The sequence below is a fragment of the Burkholderia sp. LMG 13014 genome (genome assembly GCF_905232215.1).
GTDB lineage: Bacteria > Pseudomonadota > Gammaproteobacteria > Burkholderiales > Burkholderiaceae > Burkholderia.
Window position 1 is genome coordinate 1 of sequence record NZ_CAJNKE010000038.1, and the last position, 25,963, is coordinate 25,963.

The 25,963-nt window shown below is 66.2% G+C and carries 27 protein-coding genes; 17 read left to right on the forward strand and 10 right to left on the reverse strand.

Annotation, left to right across the window (positions count from 1 at the left end; translation table 11 throughout):
* A partial coding sequence (locus JYJ84_RS07600) for an MFS transporter (protein ID WP_205189148.1) occupies positions 1 to 841 on the forward strand: 841 nt, incomplete at its 5' end.
* Between the two features lie 44 nt (positions 842 to 885).
* Here JYJ84_RS07600 and JYJ84_RS07605 read toward each other — a convergent pair.
* From JYJ84_RS07605 to JYJ84_RS07620, 4 genes are all read right to left on the reverse strand, one after another.
* Positions 886 to 1,896, reverse strand: coding sequence for an inorganic phosphate transporter (locus JYJ84_RS07605; protein WP_174956030.1), 1,011 nt, complete (start codon positions 1,894 to 1,896; stop codon positions 886 to 888).
* Positions 1,897 to 1,909: 13 nt separating this feature from the next.
* The gene (locus JYJ84_RS07610; protein WP_122947833.1) at positions 1,910 to 2,536 is read right to left on the reverse strand and encodes a DUF47 domain-containing protein; all 627 of its coding nucleotides are present in this window, start codon (positions 2,534 to 2,536) and stop codon (positions 1,910 to 1,912) included.
* 37 nt (positions 2,537 to 2,573) lie between these two features.
* Positions 2,574 to 3,395, reverse strand: a complete 822-nt coding sequence (locus JYJ84_RS07615; RefSeq protein WP_164462719.1) for a 2OG-Fe(II) oxygenase family protein — start codon at positions 3,393 to 3,395, stop codon at positions 2,574 to 2,576.
* Positions 3,396 to 4,327: 932 nt separating this feature from the next.
* Entirely contained in the window at positions 4,328 to 4,687 is a 360-nt protein-coding gene (locus tag JYJ84_RS07620) for a YbjQ family protein (RefSeq protein ID WP_174956028.1), read from the reverse strand.
* 119 nt (positions 4,688 to 4,806) lie between these two features.
* Here JYJ84_RS07620 and JYJ84_RS07625 point away from each other — a divergent pair, with 119 nt between their 5' ends.
* Positions 4,807 to 5,511 carry a GNAT family N-acetyltransferase gene (locus tag JYJ84_RS07625; RefSeq protein ID WP_175223174.1) on the forward strand — a complete coding sequence of 235 codons (705 nt, stop codon included), beginning with the start codon at positions 4,807 to 4,809 and terminating at the stop codon, positions 5,509 to 5,511.
* 61 nt (positions 5,512 to 5,572) lie between these two features.
* Here the strand turns inward: JYJ84_RS07625 and JYJ84_RS07630 are convergent, their stop codons facing one another.
* Positions 5,573 to 6,826 carry a M20/M25/M40 family metallo-hydrolase gene (locus JYJ84_RS07630; protein WP_175223173.1) on the reverse strand — a complete coding sequence of 418 codons (1,254 nt, stop codon included), beginning with the start codon at positions 6,824 to 6,826 and terminating at the stop codon, positions 5,573 to 5,575.
* Positions 6,827 to 6,905: 79 nt separating this feature from the next.
* Positions 6,906 to 8,618 carry a M36 family metallopeptidase gene (locus JYJ84_RS07635; protein WP_175223172.1) on the reverse strand — a complete coding sequence of 571 codons (1,713 nt, stop codon included), beginning with the start codon at positions 8,616 to 8,618 and terminating at the stop codon, positions 6,906 to 6,908.
* 181 nt (positions 8,619 to 8,799) lie between these two features.
* Here JYJ84_RS07635 and JYJ84_RS07640 point away from each other — a divergent pair, with 181 nt between their 5' ends.
* Complete coding sequence (locus tag JYJ84_RS07640) at positions 8,800 to 8,982, forward strand: hypothetical protein (protein ID WP_205189149.1); 183 nt, start codon at positions 8,800 to 8,802, stop codon at positions 8,980 to 8,982.
* A gap of 126 nt (positions 8,983 to 9,108) precedes the next feature.
* Here JYJ84_RS07640 and JYJ84_RS07645 read toward each other — a convergent pair whose 3' ends face one another.
* Both JYJ84_RS07645 and JYJ84_RS07650 read right to left on the reverse strand, forming a co-directional pair.
* Positions 9,109 to 10,053, reverse strand: coding sequence for a GlxA family transcriptional regulator (locus JYJ84_RS07645; protein WP_122947827.1), 945 nt, complete (start codon positions 10,051 to 10,053; stop codon positions 9,109 to 9,111).
* Positions 10,054 to 10,180: 127 nt separating this feature from the next.
* Positions 10,181 to 11,143: a helix-turn-helix domain-containing protein gene (locus JYJ84_RS07650; protein ID WP_175223171.1), complete on the reverse strand. Its 963-nt coding sequence runs from the start codon at positions 11,141 to 11,143 to the stop codon at positions 10,181 to 10,183.
* A gap of 244 nt (positions 11,144 to 11,387) precedes the next feature.
* On the opposite strand from JYJ84_RS07650, the gene JYJ84_RS07655 reads away from it, so the two are divergent.
* The 8 genes from JYJ84_RS07655 (at position 11,388) to JYJ84_RS07690 (ending at position 18,238) form a co-directional block, all read left to right on the forward strand.
* Positions 11,388 to 12,545, forward strand: a complete 1,158-nt coding sequence (locus JYJ84_RS07655) for an amine dehydrogenase large subunit (protein WP_175223170.1) — start codon at positions 11,388 to 11,390, stop codon at positions 12,543 to 12,545.
* A gap of 7 nt (positions 12,546 to 12,552) precedes the next feature.
* A complete protein-coding gene (locus tag JYJ84_RS07660; protein WP_175223169.1) occupies positions 12,553 to 13,107 on the forward strand; it encodes a MauE/DoxX family redox-associated membrane protein in 555 nt (184 codons plus the stop codon).
* Complete coding sequence (gene mauD / locus JYJ84_RS07665) at positions 13,104 to 13,736, forward strand: methylamine dehydrogenase accessory protein MauD (RefSeq protein ID WP_122947823.1); 633 nt, start codon at positions 13,104 to 13,106, stop codon at positions 13,734 to 13,736. Before JYJ84_RS07660 ends, mauD begins: the two co-directional genes overlap by 4 nt.
* A 39-nt stretch (positions 13,737 to 13,775) precedes the next feature.
* Positions 13,776 to 14,321, forward strand: coding sequence for a methylamine dehydrogenase light chain (locus JYJ84_RS07670; RefSeq protein ID WP_122947822.1), 546 nt, complete (start codon positions 13,776 to 13,778; stop codon positions 14,319 to 14,321).
* Positions 14,318 to 14,818 (forward strand): cytochrome c, encoded by a 501-nt coding sequence (locus tag JYJ84_RS07675; RefSeq protein WP_175223168.1) that lies wholly within the window; start codon positions 14,318 to 14,320, stop codon positions 14,816 to 14,818. The genes JYJ84_RS07670 and JYJ84_RS07675 overlap by 4 nt, the downstream gene beginning before the upstream one ends.
* 101 nt (positions 14,819 to 14,919) lie before the next feature.
* Positions 14,920 to 15,360 carry a cytochrome c gene (locus JYJ84_RS07680; RefSeq protein WP_236027691.1) on the forward strand — a complete coding sequence of 147 codons (441 nt, stop codon included), beginning with the start codon at positions 14,920 to 14,922 and terminating at the stop codon, positions 15,358 to 15,360.
* Positions 15,361 to 15,393: 33 nt separating this feature from the next.
* Positions 15,394 to 16,899: an aldehyde dehydrogenase gene (locus JYJ84_RS07685; RefSeq protein ID WP_175223166.1), complete on the forward strand. Its 1,506-nt coding sequence runs from the start codon at positions 15,394 to 15,396 to the stop codon at positions 16,897 to 16,899.
* A 121-nt stretch (positions 16,900 to 17,020) separates the two neighbouring features.
* Positions 17,021 to 18,238 (forward strand): porin, encoded by a 1,218-nt coding sequence (locus JYJ84_RS07690; protein WP_175223165.1) that lies wholly within the window; start codon positions 17,021 to 17,023, stop codon positions 18,236 to 18,238.
* A gap of 40 nt (positions 18,239 to 18,278) precedes the next feature.
* On the opposite strand, the gene JYJ84_RS07695 is transcribed toward JYJ84_RS07690, so the two are convergent.
* The gene (locus JYJ84_RS07695) at positions 18,279 to 18,722 is read right to left on the reverse strand and encodes a DMT family transporter (RefSeq protein ID WP_175223164.1); all 444 of its coding nucleotides are present in this window, start codon (positions 18,720 to 18,722) and stop codon (positions 18,279 to 18,281) included.
* 121 nt (positions 18,723 to 18,843) lie between these two features.
* On the opposite strand from JYJ84_RS07695, the gene JYJ84_RS07700 reads away from it, so the two are divergent.
* Positions 18,844 to 19,740 (forward strand): LysR family transcriptional regulator, encoded by an 897-nt coding sequence (locus JYJ84_RS07700; protein ID WP_175223163.1) that lies wholly within the window; start codon positions 18,844 to 18,846, stop codon positions 19,738 to 19,740.
* Between the two features lie 80 nt (positions 19,741 to 19,820).
* On the opposite strand, the gene JYJ84_RS07705 is transcribed toward JYJ84_RS07700, so the two are convergent.
* Positions 19,821 to 21,404, reverse strand: a complete 1,584-nt coding sequence (locus tag JYJ84_RS07705; protein ID WP_174956017.1) for an isocitrate lyase — start codon at positions 21,402 to 21,404, stop codon at positions 19,821 to 19,823.
* A 610-nt stretch (positions 21,405 to 22,014) separates the two neighbouring features.
* On the opposite strand from JYJ84_RS07705, the gene JYJ84_RS07710 reads away from it, so the two are divergent.
* From JYJ84_RS07710 to JYJ84_RS07730, 5 genes are all read left to right on the forward strand, one after another.
* On the forward strand, positions 22,015 to 22,968 hold the full coding sequence (locus tag JYJ84_RS07710; protein WP_174956016.1) for a choline ABC transporter substrate-binding protein: 954 nt from the start codon (positions 22,015 to 22,017) through the stop codon (positions 22,966 to 22,968).
* Positions 22,969 to 23,047: 79 nt separating this feature from the next.
* A complete protein-coding gene (locus JYJ84_RS07715) occupies positions 23,048 to 23,977 on the forward strand; it encodes a 3-keto-5-aminohexanoate cleavage protein (RefSeq protein ID WP_039366557.1) in 930 nt (309 codons plus the stop codon).
* Positions 23,978 to 24,065: 88 nt separating this feature from the next.
* Positions 24,066 to 25,031, forward strand: coding sequence for an L-carnitine dehydrogenase (locus JYJ84_RS07720; protein ID WP_011354221.1), 966 nt, complete (start codon positions 24,066 to 24,068; stop codon positions 25,029 to 25,031).
* Between the two features lie 12 nt (positions 25,032 to 25,043).
* On the forward strand, positions 25,044 to 25,532 hold the full coding sequence (locus JYJ84_RS07725; protein ID WP_122947812.1) for a thioesterase family protein: 489 nt from the start codon (positions 25,044 to 25,046) through the stop codon (positions 25,530 to 25,532).
* Between the two features lie 33 nt (positions 25,533 to 25,565).
* A partial coding sequence (locus JYJ84_RS07730) for an alpha/beta hydrolase fold domain-containing protein (RefSeq protein ID WP_205189150.1) occupies positions 25,566 to 25,963 on the forward strand: 398 nt, incomplete at its 3' end.

The window sequence follows — 25,963 nt, forward strand, 5'->3', positions numbered from 1 at the left end:
GTCGCTGCTGCCGGCCGTCGTGCCGCGCACCGACCTGCCGCGCGCGACCGCACTGTCGACGTCCGCGAACCAGGCCGCGCAGATTCTCGGGCCCGCGTTCGGCGGGCTGCTGTACGGTGTCGGCGCGCCCGCCGCGTTCGGCACGAGCGTCGTCGCATTCGCGATCGCGGCGGTGCTGAGCGGCACGATTCCGCTGCGCAGTGCGCCGCCGGCCCGCGAGCCGGTCACGCTGCGCTCGGTGTTTTCGGGGATCGCGTTCATCCGGCGCGAGCCGGCGATTCTCGGCGCGCTGTCGCTCGACCTGTTCGCGGTGCTGTTCGGCGGCGCGACCGCGCTGCTGCCGATCTACGCGCGCGACATCCTGCAGGTTGGCCCGTGGGGGCTCGGTGCGCTGCGTGCGGCGCCCGCGGTCGGCGCGCTCGCGGGCACGCTGTGGCTCACGCGCTTTCCGTTGAGGGGACGACCGGGCCGCGCGATGTTCGGCGGCGTGATCGCGTTCGGCATCGCGACGATCGTGTTCGGGTTGTCGCGGCACTTCGCGCTGTCGCTCGTCGCGCTGGCCGCGCTCGGTGCGTCGGACGTAGTCAGCGTCGTCGTGCGGCTGTCGCTCGTGCAACTACGCACGCCCGACGACATGCTTGGGCGCGTGAGCGCGGTCAATTCGCTGTTCATCGGTACGTCGAACCAGCTTGGTGAGTTCGAATCGGGCGTGACGGCCGCATGGTGGGGTGCGCCGGCCGCGATCGTCGTCGGCGGTACGGCGACGATTCTGGTCGCGCTCACGTGGATGCGGTTGTTTCCTCAGCTCACGAACATGAAGTCGCTCGAGCGCGACGCGTGACGTGTGACGCGCCGAGCGCCACGCGTACGGTCGCGCCGCAGCAGTCAGAAGATACGGTGGCCGAGCCACCAACCGCCGGCCGCGAACAGCGCGGACGCCGGCAGCGTCAGCACCCATGCCCACACGATATTGCCGGCCACGCCCCAGCGCACGGCCGACAGCTTCTGCGTCGCGCCGACGCCGACGATCGCGCCGGTGATCGTGTGCGTGGTCGACACCGGAATGCCGAGGAACGACGCGAGGAACAGCGTCATCGCACCGCCGGTTTCCGCACAGAAACCGCCGACCGGCTTGAGCTTCGTGATCTTCTGGCCCATCGTGCGCACGATGCGCCAGCCGCCGAACAGCGTGCCGAGGCCCATCGACAGGTAGCACGCGCCGATCACCCACGCAGGCGGCGCATCGGCCGTCGCCGACGCATAGCCTGACGCGATCAGCAGCATCCAGATGATGCCGATGGTCTTCTGCGCGTCGTTGCCACCGTGGCCGAGGCTGTACAGCCCGGCCGACAGCAGTTGCAGCCGGCGGAAGCGCCGGTCGACCTTGCTGGGCGCGGTGCGGAAATACAGCCACGACACGCCGAGCATGAACAGCGAGCCGAGGATGAAGCCGAGCAGCGGCGAAATGAAGATGAACGCGATGGTCTTCAGCAGCCCGTCGATGTTCAGCGAACCCCAGCCGGACTTCGCGAGTGCCGCGCCGACGAGGCCGCCGATCAGCGCGTGCGACGAGCTCGACGGAATCCCGTAGTACCAGGTGATCACGTTCCAGCCGATCGCGCCGACCAGTGCGCCGAATACGACGTAGTGGTCGACGATCTCGGGATCGATCGTGCCTTTACCGACGGTCTGCGCGACTTTCAGGTGGAAGATGAAATACGCGATGACGTTGAACGCCGCCGCGAACACGACGGCCTGCTGGGGCTTCAGCACCCCGGTGGACACGACGGTGGCGATCGAGTTCGCCGCGTCGTGAAAGCCGTTCATGAAGTCGAATACGAGCGCGACGAGCACCAGCGTCGCGACCATCCAGAGGGCGAGTTGTATCGAATGCATCTTGTTGATTCGCTCAGGCGTTTTCCAGCACGATGCCTTCGACGATGTTCGCGACATCCTCGAATTTGTCGGTAATGCGTTCGAGCAGGTCGTAGACGCCCTTCAGCTTGATGAGTGTCTTCACGTCGATGTCGTCGCGAAAGAGTTTCGAGATCGCGGATCGCAGCACGCGGTCGGCGCGGGTTTCGAGCGCGTCGATCTCTTCGCAAGCCTTGAGGATCTGTGCCGACTCCGTCATGTCGGACAGCCGGTTCACCGCGATTTGCGCCTGCAGCGCCGACTGCACGACGATATCCGCGAGTTCGCTGGCCTCCTCGGTGACGGACTTCAGGTCGTAGACCACGACAGTGGTCGCGACGTCCTCCATCAGGTCGAGGATGTCGTCCATCGTCGTGACCAGCTTGTGGATTTCGTCACGATCGAGCGGCGTGATGAAGGTCTTGTGCAGCAGGTCGATCGCGTCGTGCGCGAGCTTGTCGCCGGTTCGTTCGGTGGTCTGGACGTTGGCCATGGCTAGCTCGGCATCGTCGAGATTGTCGAGCAGCATCTGAACCTCGCACGCAGCCAGCACGATGTGCTGCGCATGCGTGTCGAAGAGGTCGAAAAACCGGTTTTCGACGGGAAGGAAGCGTCCAAGCATGGATTCTCCGGGGAAAAGGTGGAAGGGCTGAGCCGGGTCAGGCTGCGCACGGGCGGCACAGCGTGCTGTTGCCGAATGCGACGTGCCGACGCTCCGCGAGCGAGCGCAAGTCCAGCGGCCGCTGGTTGACGATCGAGCTGGCGTGCCCGGCCGACAGGTCGGGATTGACGAAGTACATCAGCGACTTGCGCGGTGCGCGCGTGCGCGGGCGTTCGACCGCGTGCTGCATTGCCGGTACTTCGCCGTCGGTGAGAGCCTCGAGGAGCGAGCCGGCCAGTACGATCATTTCGTCGGGCCGCGGCAGCGCCGAAATCGGCGACGAGTCGGGTAGCAGGATCAGGCCGGGGGCGGTCGGCCGGATGAACGACAGCAGGTGGCCGTCTTCGTGTGGATCCTGCAGATACGCGCGGTCGTGGCTGCCGTGATGCGGGTCGTATGCGCAGAACTGCAGGTATGAGCTGTGCCGGACCGGCGCCTGCGGTGTACCGCCGAGGTTCTCGCATACCGCATCGAGCAGGTCCTGCGCGATTGCGTGGATACAGGCTTCGTAGGCGGCCATCTCGCGATAGAACGCGGATTTGGCCAGCGCAAAGCCGTGATGCGCGTCGCGCCGGGCGACCCAGTAGCAGAACCGGTCGCACAGATCAGGCCGGTCGGGCGTGTGCGAGTATTCGAGCCCGAACGGCAGGAAGCCGTCGGTCTGGTCGGGAAACGAGAACGCGAGCTTTTGCTTGCGATCCAGCTGGTCATAGGCTGCCGCGAGCCGCTCGAAATGCATGAGCAGCGCGTACGGCATCTTGAAGTAGACGTAGCTGTCGCGGATCAGGCGGCTGGCATGGAGTTTCATACGGTTTTGCATGGTGTTCTCCCGGTGCATCGGACATGGCGTGGTGCCGAAACGCGGGCATTGCCGCGTTGCGGGCACATGAGAAGGCGGGTCGTGGTGTGCGCGATCCGGTCGGCGTCATCGCGGAGCGCGTGACGGAGTGGCATCGGAGCGACGCAAATGACGTATGAGGAGGGGGCGACGCGGGAGAGCGTCCTTGCGACTGTCGTGGGTGAACCGGTGTTGCCGGTTCGACTGGGCGGAGATATCGAGTCGTGTCATGGGTGCTCCAGGCGCCGGATGGCACACGGCGGGAGCGCCATGACGTCAACGACGGACGAGCGCTTCCCGCCGCGCCGCGTCGGGCGCGATCGGCTGATAAGAGGCTGGGAATCGGGTGTTCGCCGGCATGGCGTGCGAACGCGTGCCGGCGCAGCTTAATCGGCTACTGTCGTCGTCCATTTCGAACTCCTGTCTATTTGCGAAACACGTACGTGAACCTGGGCTGCACACGCGCGGGCATGCGGCCGGACACACGCACGCGACGCGGGTCACGTACGGACGCCGCCCGGGTGTCGAGCGGCCACTGAATGGTCGAGTACGGGAACTTCGGATCGACGGCATGCCGATCCTGAAAGACACCGCATCCTGCTATCCCGGGATGCGGCAGAAGACAAGGCTCTGCGAAGCTTCCTCAGGCGGCAGTCAGGTTGGTACAGGACCAACTACAACTCGCATCGGTAGGCACAGAAGCCTCCATGAATGAAAACGAGTGCGATGGTAAGAGGGAACCGCGCAGCGCGTCAATCGAAAACTTCGCACGCGTTTTACGCGGCTTCGCCGGCGGGTTGCCCGGGTGCGATCGGGCGCTGCCGGCGATGCGCAAAAACAAATTCGGGACAGCGGGCGGCACCCGGCCGGCGGGTCCGGTGGAACGGCTCCACGCGGTTCGCCGGCGTCGGGCATCATGTCGCTTCGACGACGACGGCCGTGCCGTAGCAAATGACTTCGGTCACCCCCGAGCCGATCTCGGTCGAGTCGTAGCGCATCGCGACGATCGCATTCGCGCCGAGCTTGCGCGCATCGGCGAGCATCTTGTCGAAGGCGTGCTGGCGTGCCTTCTCGCACAGCGACGTATAGAGCGTGATGTTGCCGCCGAAGATCGTCTGCAGCGAGGCGCCAAACGAGCCGACGATCGAGCGCGAGCGCACGATGATGCCTTGCGCGACGCCGAGCGAGCGAACGGTCGTGTGGCCGGGCAGGTCGAAAGCCGTCGTGACGCGAGCGGGCGACAGATCGTCGAAGGAGCGGCTGGTATCGGTCATGGCGGAGCCTGGGTAGCAGAGTGGTCGAACGACGATTCTATCCGGACGCGCGCACGAAGCCGGCGATGAGCGTTTCGCGGTATCGCGAGGCCGCTGGTCACACAATCGAGAGGCGCGCAGTGTTTAACGAATGTATCAACGCGTTCTGGCAGCAGAAATTTTCAGGCGACCGGTGCGTTTATGACAGCGACGATCTGCAGATCGCCGTCAGTTCAGCGCTCGACGACGAGCAGGGCATGATCCTCGTGCCGAGCGACGGGAAAAACCGGATCGTCGTGCAGGAGAAGGTTGCGCGCACACTGCGCGTTGACGAAACGGCTGCGTGGACAATGGCCGCGTTCGTCGATCGCCTGTCGGCGTCGGGCGGGGGCCTGTGTGGCGCGGACAATCTTTTCTACTATTGCGCGCCGGCCCTGGCCGATCTGCCGAATCACGCGATTCCCGCGACGATCAGGGCGCTGACACCGGCGGATCGACCGGCATTCGATGCATTCACCGCCGCGATGCCGGCAGAGGACTTCGATACGGCCAGCGTCGAACTCGACCATTGGCGCGTCTTCGGTGCATTCGAGCGGGATCGGCTGGTATGCGCGGGCAGCGTGTACGCGTGGTGGAGTTCCTGCCTGGCCGACATGGGCGTGCTGACGCTGCCCGAATTCAGGGGCAACGGCCACGCGCGCGGCGTCGTGCGCGCGATGAGTGTCGCGGCCTGTCGCGAAGGGCTGGAGCCGCAGTACCGGTGCCAGCTCGACAATCCTGCTTCCGCGGCGGTTGCGCAGGCGGTGGGCATGCGTCTCTACGGGACGCTGGACGAGATCGTCTGAATCTGACCGGGGGCGCCGGGAAGGATGCGCATACAGCCGCCACCTTCCCGGCCGCGTGCCGTCAGGGCTTCGCAGCCGTGCCGCCATCGCCACCGAGATCGACTGCGTAGGCCAGCGCCAGCTTGCCGAACTTCAACGCATGATTCGCCTGGCGGTCCGAATTCTCCAGCGTGTCGTTCACGGTATGGATATACGGACTGTCGTTCTGGTCGGCCTCGAACGGGAACGACGCCGGGTACCCTTGCGCATTCCACGACGCGTGATCCGAGCATGCATACCCGCACTGCGACGTGCCGATCGCGAGTTCCGGCAGGTAGGTCTTCGCCAGATTCGTCAGGTAGGTGTTCTGCGACGCGTTCGTGTAGTCGGTGATCAGGTAGATATCCTTCGGATCGCCCTTGTAGTTCGTCATGTCGAGTTGCAGCACGCCGACCACGTTCGCATTCTGCGTGCGGAACTGCTTCGCGATCGCTTTCGAGCCGAGCAGGCCGGCTTCCTCGGCCGCGTACCCGACGAACTTGATCGTCCGCTTTGGCTTGTAGTTGTTCGCCAGCAGCACGCGCAGCGCTTCGGTGAGGCTGGCGATACCGGATGCATCGTCATCCGCGCCGGGCGAGCGCGTGTTCTCTGTCGTTCGGCCGACCGTCGAATCGAGGTGGCCGCCCAGCACGATCGTGCCCGCAGCCGGATCGCTGCCACGGATCGTCAGGATCACGGATTTCTGCGGAAAGCCCGTGTGCGCAAACTGTTCGACGGTGATGTCGGCGCGCGAACCCGCCAGCTGCTTCCACTGCAACGCGAGCCAGTCCGACGCGGCGACGCCGTGCGACGTCGTGTAGTAGCGGTTCGTGAAGCCGGACAGCGACGTGATCGTGCCGACGATGTTGCTGGCCTGCAGTTGCTGGATCCACGTGCCGATCTGCGGCGCGTTCGAGACCTTGTACACGGAGGCAGCGGCCTGCTTCGCGAGCGTCGGCGGCAGCGGCTGCAATGCCTGGCGTGCTTCGTCGAACGAGTCGTGCACGACATAGCCGGGCCCGTGGCCGCGCGTATGGTGGACGGCGTGGGCCAGTTCGCCGAGCCGTGAATCGTCGATTTCGACGACGTGGACGGTTTCGCGGCGCGCGGCGCCGTCGGCCGTCTTGCCGGCGTCGAGCGTCGTACTGTATTGCGCGGTCGCGCTCGCGTCGATGTGCTGCAACTGGCGGAACGCCGCGTCGCCGAGCGTGATCCACACCGGCGTCGCGTGCGCGGCGGCGGTCAGCAGCATGCCGCCGAGCACGATGCTCAGGCGGGTCAGTTTCAGAGTAGGCATGTTCGATCTCGTGAGGATGGCGATGTCGAGGAAGCGGGCGCGCCGCAGGTCGTGCGATGCGCCCCCGCCTGCTGCGGAGTTACGACTTCTTCGGTACGGTCACGCCGTACGTGCAGCTCTGGTTGTACGCATTGCCGATCGCGGTGAGCTGCGCGCTGCTGTAGCCCAGCGCGGAGGCGGCCGTCAGCACGGCCTGCGCGGCGGCCTTCTGGTTGGTCGAGCCGTTGGTCATCGACAGCCCCTTCAGGAACGCCTTGTCCATCGCCTGCGCACCGATCGCGTCGCGCGCGACGAGGTTGCACGAGGCCCAGTACTGGCCGGCCGTATGGATCTCCGCGCCGCGTGCCTGCGCATAGGTGCGCCCGACGTTCCAGTTGGTCACGCGGCCGCCCCAGAACTCGTTATGGCCGTCCCAGTTGTAGACCCAGTGGTACTGCGCGTCCGACGGGCTCCACTGGTTGAAATCGCGGCTGTACGCGGCGGCGAGATAGTCGCCGGTGCCTTCCGACAACCCTTCCTGCTGCGACAGGCCGCCGTTCGTCACCCAGTCGTGGATGCCGTGCCCGAGCTCGTGGATCACGACGTCCGCATCCTCCGCATCGTCGACGCCGCCTTGCCCGAAGGTCAGCCGGCCGCTGCTCGACGAATACGACGAATTGTCGTCGCCCGATTCGCCGTGCGGGTCGTACTGCACGCCACCCGTGTACTGGTACGGCATCGCCTTGATACCCAGTGTCTGGTTCACGTAACGCAGGAACGTGTCGATGTGGTAGTACGCGTTCACGGCCTCGAAATACAGGTTGCCGCGCGTGAACTCGAACGCGGGTGTCGACTGCACGGGGCACGCGTTGTCGAGCGGTGCATCGAAATCGACGCATACCGCATACGGGCCCGAAAGCAAGTAGCGCCCGCCCGACTGCGCGAGATCCTTCAGCGTCACGCGCACGCGCGCAGCGGTGAGCTGCGACGAATCGGCGTCGTTGTTGTCCTTGTAGCCCGTGCTGCCATAGCTGCTCCTGGTTGGCGACAGCGGGTCGGGCCGGAACACGAAGCCCGTGCCGTCGGTCGCGTAGAACGCCTTGTCCTCGGCGCGCAGCACTTCGCCGCTGCCCGAATCGATCAGCAGTTCCCAGTCGCCTTTAGGGCCGTCGTTGGGGCGGCCGCGCACTTTCCACGCGGTATGCGTGCCGGCCTTGTCGACGAAGGCGACGAGTTGCGCATCCAGGTTCGTGAAGCCGCTCACGCCGAGATACGCGCGGGCGCGGTCGAACGCCTGTTGCTGGTCGACGGCCTGCGACTTGCGCGACGTCGCGACCACGCCGTTGATCGTGTTGCTCGCAACGTACAGGATGCGGCCGTCCTTCGCGACCGTCACCGCGATATCGCTGCCGTACACGGGCAGTCCGGCTGCCTGCTGCTGCAGGCGCACGACGGTGAAATCGGCATCGCTGCGCTCCGACGTGACGACGAGGCTCGCGAGCGCGGTCGCATCGAGCCCGAGCGGCGTGGCCTGCGACGCGACGAAGTCGCGTGCGGTGGCGGCGGGCGTCGTGGCGGTTTTCTTCGCGCGATACGCGGGGGTGTACAGCGTGACGGCGACGCCGTCCGCGCGGAACTGCCCGGCGGCCGTATCGGCCTTGGCGGCCGGCGGCGCGACGCCGCGTGTCAGGCTTTCGCGCAGGCTCGTTGCTTGCGGATTCGAGACTTTCGTATCGGCCGCGGTGCCGCCGACGATGCCGAAACCGAGCGCGAGACCCAGGGCGAGCGGCAGTGCTTTGCGTGATGTCTGCATACGTGATCCTCATCTCAACGGTTGGACACGCCCGCGCGTTCGTGGCGCGCAGGCACGACACGGCCCGCGCGCCGGCTCGATGGAGCCGGTGCGGCGAAGCGGTGTTGGGAGTGTCGACTGACTAAGGAACCCTAAATGTCAGGTCGAAAAGAAACAGGCGGGCGAAGAGGGGGAGAGGCGCGTGAAGAAGCGAACGGCAGGCAGGTGCGGCGACGGCGAATCGAGCATCGTCATGTCATACCCCTCGGATCGAATCGATATTGGTTGGCAGCCTGCGGCGCTCGACATGCGTCGAGATGCAGCACGCATGTCGTTAGGCTGCCTATCTAACTTTTTTTGGTATGTTACAGAACATTTTCAGTGACATTCCAATTTATTTTCGATGATCGCTTCGGTCCGTCGATCAATCGCCGGCATTGTTCAGCGAGCGGCGGGAATCGCTGCCGGAACGCGCAATACCGCGCCGGATTGTGCTTGAAACCCGCGACGATCAGCGCGTCGCGCGACGGTCGTTGCGCGGGCTCAACCCGAATCGCGTGCGATAGGTACGCGAGAAATGCGACGGCGATTCGAATCCGCATGCGACGCATACCGAAGTGATGCTCATGTCGGTCTGCTGCAGCAGTTCACGTGCGCGATCGAGGCGCAGGTTCAGGTAGAAATGCGTCGGCGTGTCGTTCAGCGTCGCGCTGAACAGCCGTTCGAGCTGACGCCGCGTGATCGACACCTCCTGCGCGAGCGCGTCGGAGCCGAGCGGGTTTTCCATGTGCCGCTGCATCGTGCCGATCACCTGGATCAGCTTGCGGTTGTGCACGCCGTAGCGCGCGGCGATCTCGAGCCGCTGGCTGTCGGAGCGCTGCCGGATCCGGCTGACGACGAACTGCTCGGAGATCGCCGCCGCGAGATCGGCGCCGTGCCGCCGCCCGATCAGGTCAAGCATCATGTCGATCGACGCGGTGCCGCCCGCGCACGTGATGCGCCGCTCGTCGATTTCGAACAGCTCCTGCGTCGCGTTCAGGCCGGGGTAGCGCTCACGGAACGCGGCCAGCGCTTCCCAGTGCAGCGTGAGCGGCTGCGATGCGTCGAACAGCCCGGCTTCCGCGAGCACGAAGCTGCCGGTGTCGATGCCGCCGAGCGTTGCACCATGACGGTGCTGGCGGCGCAGCCAGTCGCCGATCGCGCGCGTGTAGCACGTCAGTGGATCGAAGCCTGCGACGACGAACACCGTATCGACCTGCGCGACATCCGCGCAGGCGGCTTCGGCGGCGACCGGAATGCCGTTGCTCGCGGCGACGGGCGCGCCGTCGGCGCTGATCACGTGCCAGCGATAAAGCTCGGTGCGAAAGCGGTTCGCGACGCGCAGCGGTTCGACCGCGGACATGAAGCCGAGCGCGGAGAAGCCGGGCAGCAGCAGGAAGTGGAAATCCTCGGGCATCGGGGCAGGGGATGGAATCCGGTGGTCGTCACGCATCGCACGGGGCGGCGAGCAGGCGGACAGGTGTTGCGGCCGGCTCGCGCGCGCCGAACGGTCAGCGGGAGATTATCGCGGGTTTCGCGCGGCGTCAGCGCGTTTTTGCGCCGCGCACTGACCGGCGCGCGGTGGTCGACGGCAACTCGCCGAACTGCGCCTTGTACGCGTTCGCGAAATGGCCGAGATGGATGAAGCCCCAGCGCGCGGCCGCGTCGCTGATCGGCAGGTCGGCCTGCCGCGTATCGAGCAGCATCCGCCGCACTTGCGACAGGCGCAGCGAACGCACGTAATGCAGCGGGCTGGTCTGCACGACCGACTGGAAACTGTTCTGCATCGTGCGCCGGCTCACGCGCAATTGCGCGCACAGGCTCAGCACGTCGACCGGTGCTTCGGGATGGCCGATCACGAAGTCGTGCACGCGGCGCACGATGTCGGCGCGACAGGCGTGCGTGAGACGATTCGACGGTTCGGGAATCCGGTACGTGAGGAGATCGACGAGCACGTTGCCGATCTCGCCGCGCAGTTCGCGCTGCGCGCGTGCGTCGCGGTAGGTATCGGGTGCCGACAGCACGCGCTCGAGCTGCGTGGCGATCTGCACACTCGCGCGCATCAGCACGGCGGTGGGCATGTCGACGACACCGCGTCGCAACGTGGCTTCGTCGAGGTGGCCATCGGCTGCATCCTCGACCTGCTGCATCAGTTCGCCATCGGCGACGACACCGATCAGCGACATGTCGTCGGGCGAATGCAGCTCGAACGGTGCACCGCCGCGCGCCATCACCATCGTGCCGTGTTCGATGCGCACGCCGCCGAATGCGAACGCACCCGAGCCGGTGAGCGGCATGCCGAACACCGTATGGTCGTGCGGCAAGCGTCCGCGCTGGATGATGCGAACGTTGGCGGCTTCCTGGAACAGCTGCATGCCGTCCAGCACCGCATGCTTGATCGCGCTGCGATACGGGCCGGAGCCGATCTGGTCGTAACGCTGGTTCCAGCCCTGCAGCGCCTCGGCATGCCGGTCCGCGTTGTCGAACCTCTCGTGAAACACGAACACAGCGCCTCCAGGTGCATCGATCAGGACCGCGCAAGATTAAACCGACCGCGCGGTCGGCGCAATAAGGGGGACCGCTATTCCGGGCACATTCGTCAGAGGGTCGGAAGCCTCCGGCCAGCGCGGCTTTCAGGCGGTTTTCCAATATCCCGAATCGGCACGCACGCGGTGCCGGTCCGGGTGCTGACCGGATTTATTGTCGAACTACAGTCGCCCCACATCACGTGATTCCCCAACTGGAGGCGACATGAGGACAAGGCGACGAACCGCGGCGCTCGCGGCGACGCTGGCGTTCGCGACGGCATGGATCGGCAGCGCGAACGCGACGGAACAGCCGGAGGAACTGGTCGTGCAGAAGATGCCGCCGTGGCATCCGCACGAGGTCTATATCGTCGACATCTCGATGCCGTCGATGACCGACGGGCGCATCTACGCGTACGACGCCGATGCGAAAAAGCTGCTCGGCCAGATCGACGGCGGCTTCGGCCCCGGCTTCGCGATTTCGCCCGATCACCGGACGAGCTTCGTCGCGACGACCTACTTTTCGCGCGGCTCGCACGGCACGCGTACCGACGTCGTCGAGATGACCGACAACACGACGCTCGATCACGCAGGCGAGATCGTGATTCCGGCGAAGCATGCGCAGCATGTGCCGTCGCCGTACAACACGGCGTTCAGCGCGGACGGCAAGCGGCTGTACGTCGCGAACATCACGCCGGCCGCATCGGTGACGGTGATCGATGCCGTGTCGAAGAAGGTGCTGTCGGAAATCGACACGGCGGCCTGCGTGCTCGCGTATCCATCGGGCAACGATCGCTTCACCGCGCTGTGCGAAAGCGGCAAGGCATTGACCGTCACGCTCGATGCGAACGGCAAGGAAACGAAGCGTGCGATGTCGGATGCGTTCATCAACGTCGACAAGGATCCGGCGTTCGTGAACGCGTCGCGCTACAAGGGCGGCTATCTGTTCACGACTTACGGCGGCAACGTCCTCAGCGCGGATTTCAGCGGCGACAAGCCGGTATTCGGCAAGCCGTGGCCGCTGCTGACGGACGCCGAGCGCGCCGAAGGCTGGCGCCCGGGCGGCATGCAGCAGACCGCCGTGCAGGCGAGGCAGAACCGCTACTACGTGCTGATGCACAAGGGCGGCGACGGCTCGCACAAGGATCCCGGCACGCAGGTGTGGGTGGTCGACCTGAAGTCGAAGCAGCGCGTCGCGCGCTGGGATCTCGCGCAGCAGAAGATCGATCCGCTCGTGTCGATCCAGGTCAGCGAGGATGACAAGCCGCTGTTCTACGGGCTGACGGCGACGTCCGACCTCGTCGTGATGGATGCGCGCACGGGCAAGCTGCAGCACGTCGAGAAGCAGATCGGCAATACGTCGTCGCTGCTCGTCAACCCGTGAGGCCGCGATGACACTCGATCCCGTCCTTGCCACCAGCGCGCAGGCCGGCGCTGCCGTCGTCGTGCTGCTCGGCGCCGTCGCGAAGATGCGCCGGCCCGCCGCGTTCAGCCAGGCGCTGGCCGGCTACCGGCTGCTGCCCGACGCGTTGACCGCACCCGTCGCGTTCGCGATTCCGCTCGCGGAAGTCGTCGCTGCCGCGGCGCTGCTGTTTCCCGATACGCGCATGGCCGGCGCGCTCGGCCTGATCGCGTTGCTCCTGGCGTTCGCCGCCGCGATTGCGATCAATCTGCTGCGCGGTCACACCGACATCGATTGCGGCTGTTCCGGCTTCGCGGCCGCGCGCACAGATGCGCCGCGCGGCATCGGCTGGCTGCATGTCGGACGCGCGCTACTGCTCGCCGCGCTGGCCGCGACCGCGCTCATCGAGCCGGGCGCACGCGCGGTCGTGTGGTTCGACTACCTGACGCTGTTCTTCTCCGTGCTGCTGATCGTCTGCGCGTTGCTCACCGTCGACGTGCTGCTCGCCAACGTACCGCGCCTTTCCCACCTGAGGAATTCATGATGCAAACCGCTCTCACCGTCTCCACCGCCCTGCTGTGGGTGGCCGTCCTCGCGCTCGGCGCGATCTGCCTCGCGCTCGTGCGCCAGATCGGCATCCTGTACGAACGCATCATGCCGGCCGGTGCATTGATGATCGACAAGGGGCCGGCGGTCGGCGCGATCGCGCCGACGTTCGAACTGACCGACATTCGCGGCTCGCAGGTGAAGGTCGGCGGCTTCGATGCGTCGGGCAAGGCGACGCTGCTGTTCTTCCTGTCGCCGACGTGCCCCGTCTGCAAGAAGCTGCTGCCGCTGCTGCCGTCGCTGCAGGCGAGCGAAGCGACGCCGGTGAACATCGTGCTCGCGAGCGATGGCGAGGTCGACGAACACACGCGCTTCGCGCGCAAGCACGACCTCGGGCGCTTCCCGTACGTGCTGTCGCAGGAGCTCGGCCTCGCATACCAGATCGGCAAGCTGCCGTATGCGGTGCTGCTCGATGAAACCGGCACGGTGCGCGCGAAGGGGCTCGTCAACACGCGCGAGCATCTCGAGAGCCTGTTCGAGGCGAAGGAGCGCGGCGTCGCATCGCTGCAGCAGTTCGTGCATGGCGATCACAGCCACGACCACGACGCGCACGCGCAGCACGCGTGACCGGCCGACCCTCTTTCAACGTCAAGGGAGAACAACGACATGGGCCTGTTTGATTCATGGTTCGAGCGGTCGGCGCGCGGCGTCGCGCAGCACAGTTCGCGGCGCAGCGCGATGGCGAAGCTCGGCAAGGTGCTGGTGGGATCGGCGATGCTGCCGCTGCTGCCGGTCGATCGCACCGCATATGCGGCCGATGCGGCGTCGGGCGCGTCGGCCGCGCCAGGCGCCGCCGCATCGGGTGCAAGCGACGATCCGATGAGCTGCGACTACTGGAAATACTGCGCGATCGACGGCTGGCTGTGCAGTTGCTGCGGCGGCACGTCGAGCAGTTGCCCGCCGGGCACGACGCCTTCGCCGATCACGTGGATCGGCACGTGCCGAAACCCGCACGACGGTTCGGACTACATCGTGTCGTACAACGACTGCTGCGGCAAGACGTCGTGCGGCAAGTGCTTCTGCAACCGCAACGAGCGCGAGAAGCCGCTGTACAAGCTGTCGTTGAACAACGACATCAACTGGTGCATGGCCAACGGTAATTCGAACTATCACTGTTCGGTTTCGGTTCTGCTGGGAGCGGCAAAGCAATGACACGGAAGCAAGCGGGAAAGATCGCCGTCGCATGCATGACGGCCGTGGCGGCCTTCGCATTGGCGGGCGCGGCCGGCGCGCAGGAAGCCGTGCATTACCCGGCCGGCAAGAGCGTGTTCGACGCGCAGTGCGCGGTGTGCCACCAGGCGGGCGGCAAGGGGCAGGACGGCCTTGCGCCGCCGCTGACCGAGTATCCGGGCAAGTACGCGACGGCCGAGGCGGGGCGCGCGCAACTGGTCGCAACGCTGCTGCACGGGATGTTCGGCGAGATCAAGGTGCACGACAAGCACTACAACTTCAAGATGCCGTCGTTTGCGAGCGCGAGCGACGACGACATCGCGCACGTGCTCAACTACGTCGTGTTCGATCTCAACGCGCAGCACGGCGACGCGAAGCCGTTCACGGCGGCCGATATCCGTGCGGCGCGCGCGAAGGCGATGGATGGCACGGCCGTTCATGCGCAACGAGACGTCGTCATCAAGGGGCTCGGCCTGTGAAGCTCGCCCGCGCGTCCCGTGTTGGCGACGCCGCATCGCTCACGCGGTGCGCGGAGTCGCCGTGGCTCGGCGGCGTGTCGCGTCGCCTGTCGTCGTTGCTGATGCTTGCCGGGGCGGTCGTCGGTTTGACCGCGGCACCTGCGCATGCCGACGGCGCCGCCGATGCAGCGCTCGCACGGCAGCACTGGGTGCTCAACTGCATGGGCTGCCACACCGCGACGGGCGGCGGTATCCCCGGCAAGGTGCCGCCGCTCGCGAACTCGCTCGGCTATTTCACGCATCTGCCGGCCGGGCGCGAGTACGTGATGCGTGTGCCCGGCGCGTCGAACTCGGCGCTGTCGGACCAGGACCTCGCCGACGTGCTCAACTGGGTACTCACGACCATGAACCACGATGCGCTGCCGCGCGACTTCAAGCCTTATACGGCCGCCGAAGTCGCCGCGCACCGCCGTCCTGCCTTTTCCGACGTCGCGACCGTGCGCGCCGGCCTCGTTCGCGCGTTGCAGGCACGCGGGATCGACGGCGTTACGGATCGCTACTGACCGACCCATTCAGGAACTCGAGGAAGATCGAAGATGGAGACGAACGAAACTTTCCCGCTGCTCGACGCCACGCGCGCGTTTCTCGCGAAGCCGAAGAAGATGCTGATCGGTGCCGAGTGGCGCGACGCGGCGTCGGGCCGCCAGCTCGACGTCGTGAACCCGGCCGACGGCACCGTGCTCGCGCGTGTGCCCGAAGCGGACGAGCACGACGTGCAGCAGGCCGTCGCCGCCGCGCGGCGCGCATTCGACGCGGGGCCGTGGCGCACCGCGAAGACCACCGACCGCGAGCGTCTGCTGCTGGCGCTTGCCGACCTGATCGACGCGAATGCGCGCGAGCTGGCCGAGATCGAGTCGCTCGACAACGGCAAGCCGGTGATGGTGGCGCAGGGGCTCGATGTCGCGATGGCCGCGCAGTGCTTCCGCTACATGGCCGGCTGGGCGACGAAGATTGAAGGCAGCGTGATCGACGCAGGTATGCCGTATATGCCGGACAGCGAGATCTTCACCTATACGCGCAAGGAGCCCGTCGGCGTGGTCGGCGCGATCATTCCGTGGAATTTTCCGTTGCTGATGGCCGCGTGGAAGCTTGCGCCCGCGTTGGCCACGGGCTGCACCGTGGTGTTGAAACCCGCGGAAGATACGCCGCTCAGCGCGTTGCGGCTCGGCGAGCTGATTCAGGCGGCCGGCTTTCCGGACGGCGTCGTCAATCTCGTCACCGGCTACGGTCACACGGCCGGCGCCGCGCTGTCGCGCGATCCGCGCATCGACAAGATCGCGTTCACGGGCTCGACGCAGACGGGCAAGACGATCGGCCACGCGGCACTCGACAACATGACGCGGATGTCGCTCGAACTCGGCGGCAAGTCACCGGTGATCGTGCTGCCCGACGTCGATCCCGACAAGGCCGCACTGGGCGTGGCGAATGCGATCTTCTTCAACCAGGGGCAGGTGTGTACGGCCGGGTCGCGCGCGTATATCCATACGAAGGTGTTCGACGACGTGATCGAGCGCGTCGCGAAGATCGCCGCGAGCCTGAAGATCGGCCCCGGGATGGACCCGTCGACGCAGATCGGCCCGCTCGTCTCGGCGAAGCAGCGCCAGCGCGTGTGCGGCTATATCGACTCGGGATTCGGCGAGGGGGCCCGCGCCGCCGCGGGCGGCCGCGCGATCGACGGCCCCGGCTTCTTCGTCGAACCGACCGTGCTGGTCGATACGACGCAAGCGATGCGCGTCGTGCGCGAGGAGATCTTCGGGCCGGTGCTCGTCGCGATGCCGTTCGACGACGTCGACACGGCCGTGCAGCTCGCCAACGACACGCCTTACGGTCTCGGCGCGAGCATCTGGTCGAACGACCTGTCCGCGATTCACAAGCTGATCCCGCGCATCGCGGCCGGCACGGTGTGGGTCAACTGCCACTCGCTGCTCGACAACGCGATGCCGTTCGGCGGGATGAAGCAGTCGGGTTTCGGCCGCGAGCTGGGGCGGGCGGTGATCGACCAGTACACGGAAAGCAAGTCGGTGATGATGAACTACGCATGAGCGTAGCGGCGGGTGCGTGCGTGGCCGGTATCTCGGCAGCGCACGCATGCGGACAGGTCGGCGCACGCCGATTCCGGCACGCGCCGCGACGCGGACACGACGTATCAGGGGGAGACGACCGATGAAGGATCTGACGACGCCGCGCAGGATCGCGGCGGCGGTGGCGGCGCTCGCCGTCACGCAGGGGGCGCATGCGTTGAGCAGCGTCACGCTGTATGGCGATGTGGACGCCGGCATCACGTACACGAACAACCAGCAGACGACGGGCGCGGATGGTGCGGTGCGCGGCGGCCGCAACGTTCAGGTGACGGGCGGCAACCTCGCGCCGCCGCGCATCGGCCTGACCGGCAACGAGGAGCTCGGCGGCGGTACGGCGATCGCATTCAAGCTCGAGAACAGCTTCTGGATGAACAACGGCAGTCTCCTGCAGGCCGGCACGCTGTTCAACCAGAATGCATGGATCGCGTTGGCCAACGATCGCTACGGCACGCTGACGATCGGCCGCCAGTTCGATTCCTACACGACGACACTCGCGCCTTATGCGTCGAGCATTCCGTGGGCGACGCTGTATGGCGCGCATATCGGCGACGTCGACAACCTCAATGCGGCGCTGAACCTGAACAGCGCGGTGCAGTACGCGAGCCCCACCGTGGCGGGGTTTGCGTTCAGCGGCACGTTTTCGTTCGGTGGCGTCGCCGGGGATTTTTCGCGGCAACGCGGCTGGGCGCTGGCAGCGAGCTACAACCAGGCGCCGTTCTCGTTCGGCGTCGGCGTGCTCGACCTGGATCATCCGCTCGATGCGGCGCTGGGCGGCGCGCAAGGCTATATCGGCGATTTCGCGTGTTCGAATCCGGCGGCCATGTATTGCCAGCTGCAGAACGCGCGCGCGTTGCGGGCGATCGGCGCAGGCGGCTCGTATGCGATCGGGCCGGCGACGGTCGGCGTCGTCTATACGCATACGACGCTCGACGGCAGCCTGTACTTCGCCGATACCACGCATCCGCATGGCGCCGACGCGCGATTCGACATCGTCGAGGTCAACGCGACTTTTTCGGTCACGCCGGCGCTCATGCTGGGCGCCGCGTATATCTACAACGCGATGAAGACCGACGCGAACGGCTCGCCGAAGTTTCATCAGGCGAACCTGGGCATGACCTACAACCTGTCGAAGCAGACGACGCTCTATACCGTCGGCATCTTTCAGCAGGCGGCGGGGCACGGCATCGGCATCGATCCTTTGACGGGCGGCTCGGCGAACTACGCGCAGATTCCGAACCTGCCGAACTCGACCAGCCGCCGGCAGCTGGCGGTGACGGCCGGGTTGAAGCACAACTTCTGATCGCGCGGACGCGGCGGGTGCCGCGAACGTGACGCTCGCGTCACGCGCGGACCAGCACCACCCCGAGAATGAGGCACGCGGCACCGGCCATGCGGATCGGGCTGGCCGAATGCTGCTGGATGCCGAGCACGCCGAAGTGGTCGAACGCGAGCGCGCCGGTCATCTGCCCGACGACGATCAGCGCGAGCGTCGTCGCGGCGCCCAGTCGCGGCACCATCAGGATCGCGATGCCCACGAACAGCGCGCCGAAGACTCCGCCGGTCCAGCTGAACCACGACCCGGCACCGGTGACGGTGCCGCTCAAGCGCGGATGCGGAGACAGGAGCGCGACGGCGAGCATCGCGGCCAGGCCGACGAGGTAGCTGACCGACCCGGCCCACCAAGGCGAGCCGAGCTGCACACGGAGGTTGGCGTTCAGCACCTGTTGCAACGCGACGCTGACGCCGGCGGCAACGACCAGCAGATAGGACAGGAGAGTCGTCACGACGAGGGAGGCTCCGGCGAGGTGGCCGTGACGGCGGTTCCGGCACGGCAGGCTTCCATTCTGGGAAGCGCGACGGTATAACGCAAATATCAAATCGGGCGCTTATCCATCTCTTTTCGGCATGCCATCCCTGAGGCAAATCCAGTATTTCCTGACCGTGGCCGATCTCGGCGGCTTCACGCCGGCCGCGGGCGCGCTTCACGTCGCGCAGTCGGCGCTCAGCCGGCAGATCGGTCAACTGGAAGACGAGCTGGGCTTCCTGCTGTTCGACCGGGAGCCGAGGGGTGTGCGGCTCACCCCGGCCGGCGCGATCTATCGCGATCGCGTGGCGTCGATTCCGGCGACCCTGACCGCCGCGGCCGAGGAGGGCGCGCAGTTGTCGCGCGGCGAAGCGGGCGTATTGCGGCTCCTGCATTCCAGCACCGTTCCCGTCGGCAGCCTGATGCCGGTGCTCGAGCGCTTCATGAGCGCGTGTCCGGGCGCGCGGATCGATCTCGACCGCGCGTCGTCCGAGGATCAGGTCCTGGAGATCGCGAACGGCAACGCCGATATCGGGATCGTTCGTTTGCCGGTGTTGCGCCGCGATCCGCGCGTGCGCTTCGTCGAACTCGCGGCCGAGCGTTTATGCGTGGCGGTGCCGGCCGATCATCCGCTGGCGGGCCGCCAGCGCACGGCGATCTCGCGGTTGCGGCACGAGCCGTTCGTGTCGGCCGTGTATCGGGAGCGGGGCGGGCTCGCGCGCGTCGTGATCGATCTTTGCCTGAAGCGCGGCTTCGTACCGGCTACCGCGCGGATCGTGTCGCCGAAGACGTCGATGCTGAACCTCGTCGCGGCCGGGCAAGGCGTCGCGATCGTGCCGGAACGGATGGCGAGCCTCGGGATCGACGGGGTCGTCTTCGTACCGATTGCGGATGAAGACGCCCGATCGTTTTGTGCGCTGGTGTTGCCGGCCGAGCCGACGGTGCTGGCGGACGCGTTCGCGCGCGTGGTCACGGGACGTGCGCAGGTCGATGTTTGACGAGCACGCGGCGCGCGATTGCGCCGGATAAAAAAAAGCCAACCCCGAAGGGTTGGCTTTTCGCCTGGAGATGACCGGTATCAGAACTGGTTCATCGTGTTGTCCTTGCCTGCCGCCTTCAGCGCTGCTTCGCCGCTGAAGTATTCCTTGTGATCGTCACCGATGTCCGAGCCGGACATGTTCTGGTGCTTCACGCAGGCGATACCCTGGCGGATTTCCTTGCGCTGCACGCCGGCCACGTAGCCGAGCATGCCCTGGTCGCCGAAGTATTCCTTGGCCAGGTTGTCGGTCGACAGTGCAGCCGTGTGGTACGTCGGCAGCGTGATCAGGTGATGGAAGATGCCTGCTTCACGGGCTGCGTCGGCCTGGAACGTGCGGATCTTTTCGTCGGCGATCGCGGCCAGTTCCGTCTCGTCGTATTCCACGCTCATCAGCTGCGCACGGTCGTAGGCCGACACGTCCTTGCCCTCGGCCTTCAGCGCGTCGTACGCCTGCTGACGGAAGTTCAGCGTCCAGTTGAACGACGGGCTGTTGTTGTACACCAGCTTCGCGTTCGGGATGACCTTGCGGATCTCGCTGACCATGCCGCCGATCTGCGCGATATGCGGTTTTTCGGTTTCGATCCACAGCAGGTCGGCACCGTTCTGCAGCGACGTGATGCAGTCGAGCACGCAGCGTGCTTCGCCCGTACCGGCGCGGAACTGGAACAGGTTGCTCGGCAGGCGCTTCGGACGCAGCAGCTTGCCGTCGCGCTTGATAACGACGTCACCGTTGCCCAGTTGGTCGGCCGACAGTTCTTCGCAGTCGAGGAACGCGTTGTACTGGTCGCCCAGGTCGCCCGGCGTGCTGGTCACGGCGATCTGCTTGGTCAGGCCGGCGCCCAGCGAGTCGGTACGGGCGACGATGATGCCGTCGTCCACGCCCAGTTCCAGGAACGCGTAGCGGATCGCGCGGATCTTCGCGAGGAAGTCCTCGTGCGGCACGGTGACCTTGCCGTCCTGGTGGCCGCACTGCTTCTCGTCGGACACCTGGTTTTCGATCTGGATGCAGCAGGCGCCTGCTTCGATGAACTGCTTGGCCAGCAGGTACGTGGCTTCCGCGTTGCCGAAACCGGCGTCGATGTCGGCGATGATCGGCACGACGTGCGTGACGTGGTTGTCGATCTTGTCCTGGATCGCGGCCTTCGCGGTAGCGTCCTTGGCGGCGTCCAGCTCGCGGAACAGGCCACCCAGTTCACGGGCGTCAGCCTGGCGCAGGAACGTGTACAGCTCGCGGATCAGCGCGCTGACCGAGGTCTTTTCGTGCATCGACTGGTCCGGCAGCGGGCCGAACTCGGAGCGCAGCGCAGCGACCATCCAGCCGGACAGGTACAGGTAGCGGCGTTCGGTGCTGTTGAAGTGCTTCTTGATCGAGATCATCTTCTGCTGGCCGATGAAGCCGTGCCAGCAACCCAGCGACTGCGTGTACTTGGCCGGATCGGCGTCGTAGGCGGCCATGTCGGCACGCATGATCTTGGCGGTGTACTTGGCGATGTCCAGGCCCGTCTTGAACTTGTTCTGGGCACGCATGCGGGCGGCGTACTCGGGGCTGATCGCATTCCACGCGCTGCCGTGGTTTTCTTTCAAACCGGCAACTGCCTTGATGTCGTCTTGATACTGGGCCATGTCAATCTCCTGGGAGCAAAGCGCGTTTGAGTAACTGGTTGAGCGTGCCCGCTACGTCTGTCGAAGCGAACTGCATGGGATAAATAGTAACGCCGCCCATCGGGCTTGTGGCGATGTCTTATATAAGACATAAGACATTATTTTTGCTTGTTTTTCAATGAGATACGTTGCGATTTTTGCAATGCAAAACATGTTTTCAAGCGACGAAAAGGCGGCGGCGCGGGAATTCGACGTAGATTCCGCAATGCGAAACGCGCTTTCGGCTGCTGGAGGCCGGACCAGCTTCACACGCGCCCATGACACCCGTTCGTCGGTGCGGCGCGCGCGCCCCGGGCCCGACGCCGCACCGGCACCCGGTTCCTGCCCGGCGTAATCGAACGCATTGCGCCGCAAGTGGACAAGCCGATTCAATCGTGAATATGCGTAAGAACCCCGTCCATCAAGCCTCTCAAGAAACCTAGTGGTTTCCACTCATAGTCGCAAATAGTCAAGAACAGGTCGCCGCCGGTCTTCTCGCGGCCAATATGGCTCGTTACTTTTACTCCCACGATGCAGGCCGGGCACACCCCGCGCACCGGCTGCCGCGAGCCCAACCGGGAGGAAACGAACCATGAAGTCGACGAAGATCGCCGCGCTTGCCGCGGCCGTGCTGGCGACCGGCGCGTTCACGCAAGCGGCGCAGGCCGAAACGGATGCCGCGACGTGCCGTACCGTGCGTTTCGCGGATATCGGCTGGACCGACATCACGTCGACCACGGCGCTCGCGTCGACCGTGTTCGAGGCGCTTGGCTACAAGCCGACCACGACGATCGCGTCGGTGCCGATCTCGTTCGCCGGCCTGAAGAGCAAGCAGCTCGACGTGTCGCTCGGCTACTGGTGGCCCGTGCAGCAGAAGCAGCTCCAGCCGTTCCTCGACAACAAGTCGATCAACGTCGTCGAACCGCCGAACCTGTCGGGCGCGAAGGCGACGCTCGCGGTGCCGAGCTACGAATACCAGGCCGGCCTGAAGACCTTCGAGGACATCGCGAAGCACCGCGCGGAACTCGACGGCAAGATCTACGGGATCGAGCCGGGCAGCAGCGCGAACGCGACGATCCAGAAAATGATCGACACGAACCAGTACGGGCTCGGCGGCTTCAAGCTGGTCGAATCGAGCGAGGCCGGGATGCTGGTGACGGTCGAGCGCGCGATCCGCGAGAAGAAGTGGGTGGTCTTCCTCGGCTGGGAACCGCATCCGATGAACATCCAGCTCAGCATGAACTATCTCTCTGGCGGCGATGCGTCGTTCGGGCCGAACTACGGCGAAGCGCGCGTGTACACGCTCACCGCGCCCGACTTCATCTCGCGCTGCCCGAACGCCGGCAAGCTCGTCACGAACCTGCGCTTCTCGACGCAGCTCGAGAACCAGCTGATGCAGTCGGTGATGAACAAGACGAAGCCGGCCGAGGCCGCGAAGGCGTACCTGAAGAAGAACCCGCAGGTGCTCGATCCGTGGCTCGCGGGCGTCAAGACGTTCGACGGCAAGGACGGGCTGCCGGCCGTGAAGGCGTATCTCGGCCTGTGACGGCTTGCGCGCCGTACCCGGCGCACCCTGACGAAATATCCGCATTGCGACACAACCTGATTCAAGCGAGGCAACCAGCATGAACCACGAAGTCATCATCACCTGCGCCGTCACCGGCGCGGGCGATACGGTCGGCAAGCATCCGGCGATTCCGGTCACGCCGAAGGAGATCGCAGCCGCCGCGATCGAGGCCGCGAAGGCCGGCGCGACGGTCGCGCACTGCCACGTGCGCGATCCGCAGACGGGGCGCGGCAGCCGCGACCCGAACCTGTATCGCGAAGTGGTCGACCGCATCCGCTCGGCCGACGTCGACGTGATCATCAACCTGACGGCCGGCATGGGCGGCGATCTCGAGATCGGCCCGGGCGAGGACCCGATGCGTTTCGGCAAGGGTACCGACCTGGTCGGCGGCCTCACGCGCCTCGCGCACGTCGAGGATCTGCTGCCCGAGATCTGCACGCTCGACTGCGGCACGCTGAATTTCGGCGACGGCGACTACATCTACGTGTCGACGCCCGCGCAGTTGCGCGCCGGCGCGAAGCGCATCCAGGAACTCGGCGTGAAGCCGGAACTGGAGATCTTCGACACGGGCCATCTGTGGTTCGCGAAGCAGTTGCTGAAGGAAGGGCTGCTGGACGATCCGCCGCTGTTCCAGCTCTGCCTCGGGATCCCGTGGGGCGCGCCGGCCGACACGGGCACGATGAAGGCGATGGTCGACAACCTGCCGCCGGGCGCGCACTGGGCCGGCTTCGGGATCGGCCGCATGCAGATGCCGATGGTCGCGCAGGCGATGCTGCTCGGCGGCCACGTGCGCGTCGGCCTCGAAGACAACATCTGGCTCGATCGTGGTGTACATGCGACCAACGGCACGCTCGTCGAGCGCGCGAGAGAGATTATCGAACGGCTGGGCGCCCGTGTGCTGACGCCGGCCGAAGGCCGTCGCAAGCTTGGCTTGCCGGCGCGCGGCGAGCGTCCGCTCGAACGCCGTGCGATCGCCGAGTTCGCGTGAGCGGTTGCGCCGACTGATTGACATGACGCGGCGGCACGCACAGGCGCGGCCGCCCACCGATTTCCCCTGATTTGAAGGATGCGTTGACATGGCTGTGAAGACCGACATCAAGACGTTCGCCGCCATCGGCACCGGCGTGATCGGCAGCGGATGGATTTCCCGCGCGCTCGCGCACGGTCTCGACGTGGTCGTCTGGGACCCCGCGCCGGGCGCGGAAGAGCGGTTGCGCGCAAACGTCGCGAACGCGTGGCCCGCGCTCGAACGCGTCGGCCTCGCGCCGGGCGCCGATCCTGCTCGGCTGCGTTTCGTCTCGACGATCGAGGCATGCGTCGCCGACGCGGATTTCATCCAGGAAAGCGCGCCCGAGCGCGAGGCGCTGAAGCTCGAACTGCATGAGCAGATCAGTCGCGCGGCGAAGCCCGATGCGATCATCGCGTCGTCGACGTCGGGCTTGCTGCCGACGGATTTCTACGCACGGGCGACGCATCCGGAGCGCTGCGTGGTCGGCCATCCGTTCAATCCCGTCTACCTGCTGCCGCTCGTCGAGGTGCTCGGCGGCGCGCGCACGTCGCCGGAAGCGGTCGAAGGTGCGATGGAGATCTATCGCAAGCTCGGCATGCGGCCGCTGCACGTGCGCAAGGAGGTGCCGGGCTTCATCGCCGATCGCCTGCTCGAAGCGTTGTGGCGCGAGGCGCTGCATCTCGTCAACGAAGGCGTCGCGACGACCGGCGAGATCGACGATGCGATCCGCTTCGGCGCGGGCATCCGCTGGTCGTTCATGGGCACGTTCCTGACCTACACGCTCGCCGGCGGCGACGCGGGCATGCGACACTTCATGCAGCAGTTCGGCCCCGCGCTCGAACTGCCGTGGACGAAGCTGGTTGCGCCCACGCTCACCGATGCATTGATCGACAGCGTCGTCGAAGGTACGACCGAACAGCAGGGCACGCGCAGCATCAAGGAGCTCGAGCGCTATCGCGACGAGTGCATCACCGAGGTGCTGAAGTCGATCGCCGCGGTGAAGGCGCGGCACGGGATGCGATTCGAAGACTAAGGACGAGAGACGATGACCGGCGATACCCCGCTGACGATATACCGCGACGTCGTGCGGCCCGAATGGGTCGACTACAACGGCCACCTGCGCGATGCGTTCTACCTGCTGATCTTCAGCTTCGCGACCGATGCGCTGCTGGATCGCATCGGCCTCGACGACGCCGCGCGTCGCGAGCGGGGCCGCTCGGTCTACACGCTCGAAGCGCATGTGAACTACCTGCACGAGATCAGGGAGGGCACGCAGGTGCGCGTCGATGCGCGCGTGCTCGCGCACGATGCGAAGCGGCTGCACCTGTATCTCGAACTGTTCGCGGCCGGGCACGACGACGCGGTATCGGCGAGCGAGCAGATGCTGCTGCACGTCGATACGCGCGACGGCACGAAGTCGGCGCCGTTCGACGACGACGTGGCCGTACGTGTGGCCGAGCTGCATGCGTTGCAGCGCGATTGCGCGGCACCCGCGTATGCGGGGCGCGTGATCGGGCTGCCGCCGCGCCGCTAGCCGGCGCGAACCCTCGACCGCGGAGCGCACCCGATGCTCGAACCGGAAATCGCGACGTTCGTTGCAGCCGTCGACGCGTGGTATCCGGCCGACGCGGCGGCACGCTCGGCCAGCGAGCAGCGCCGTCTCTACGACCGCTTCGCGGCGGAATGGACCCCGGCCGCGCTGCCGCCCGGGATCGTGCAGCAGGACGCCGTCTGGCATGCGCCCGACGGCCGCGCGATCGCGCTGCGGCGCTACACGTCCGCGCACGGCACGCCGCGCGGCACGGTGCTGTTCTTTCATGGCGGCGGCTTCGTGGTCGGCTCGCTCGACAGTCATGCGCTGATCACCGCGCAACTGGCGGCCGATACGGGGCTCGACGTGATCGCGGTCGACTACCGGCTGGCGCCCGAGCATCGCGCGCCGGCTGCACTTGAAGATTGCCTGGA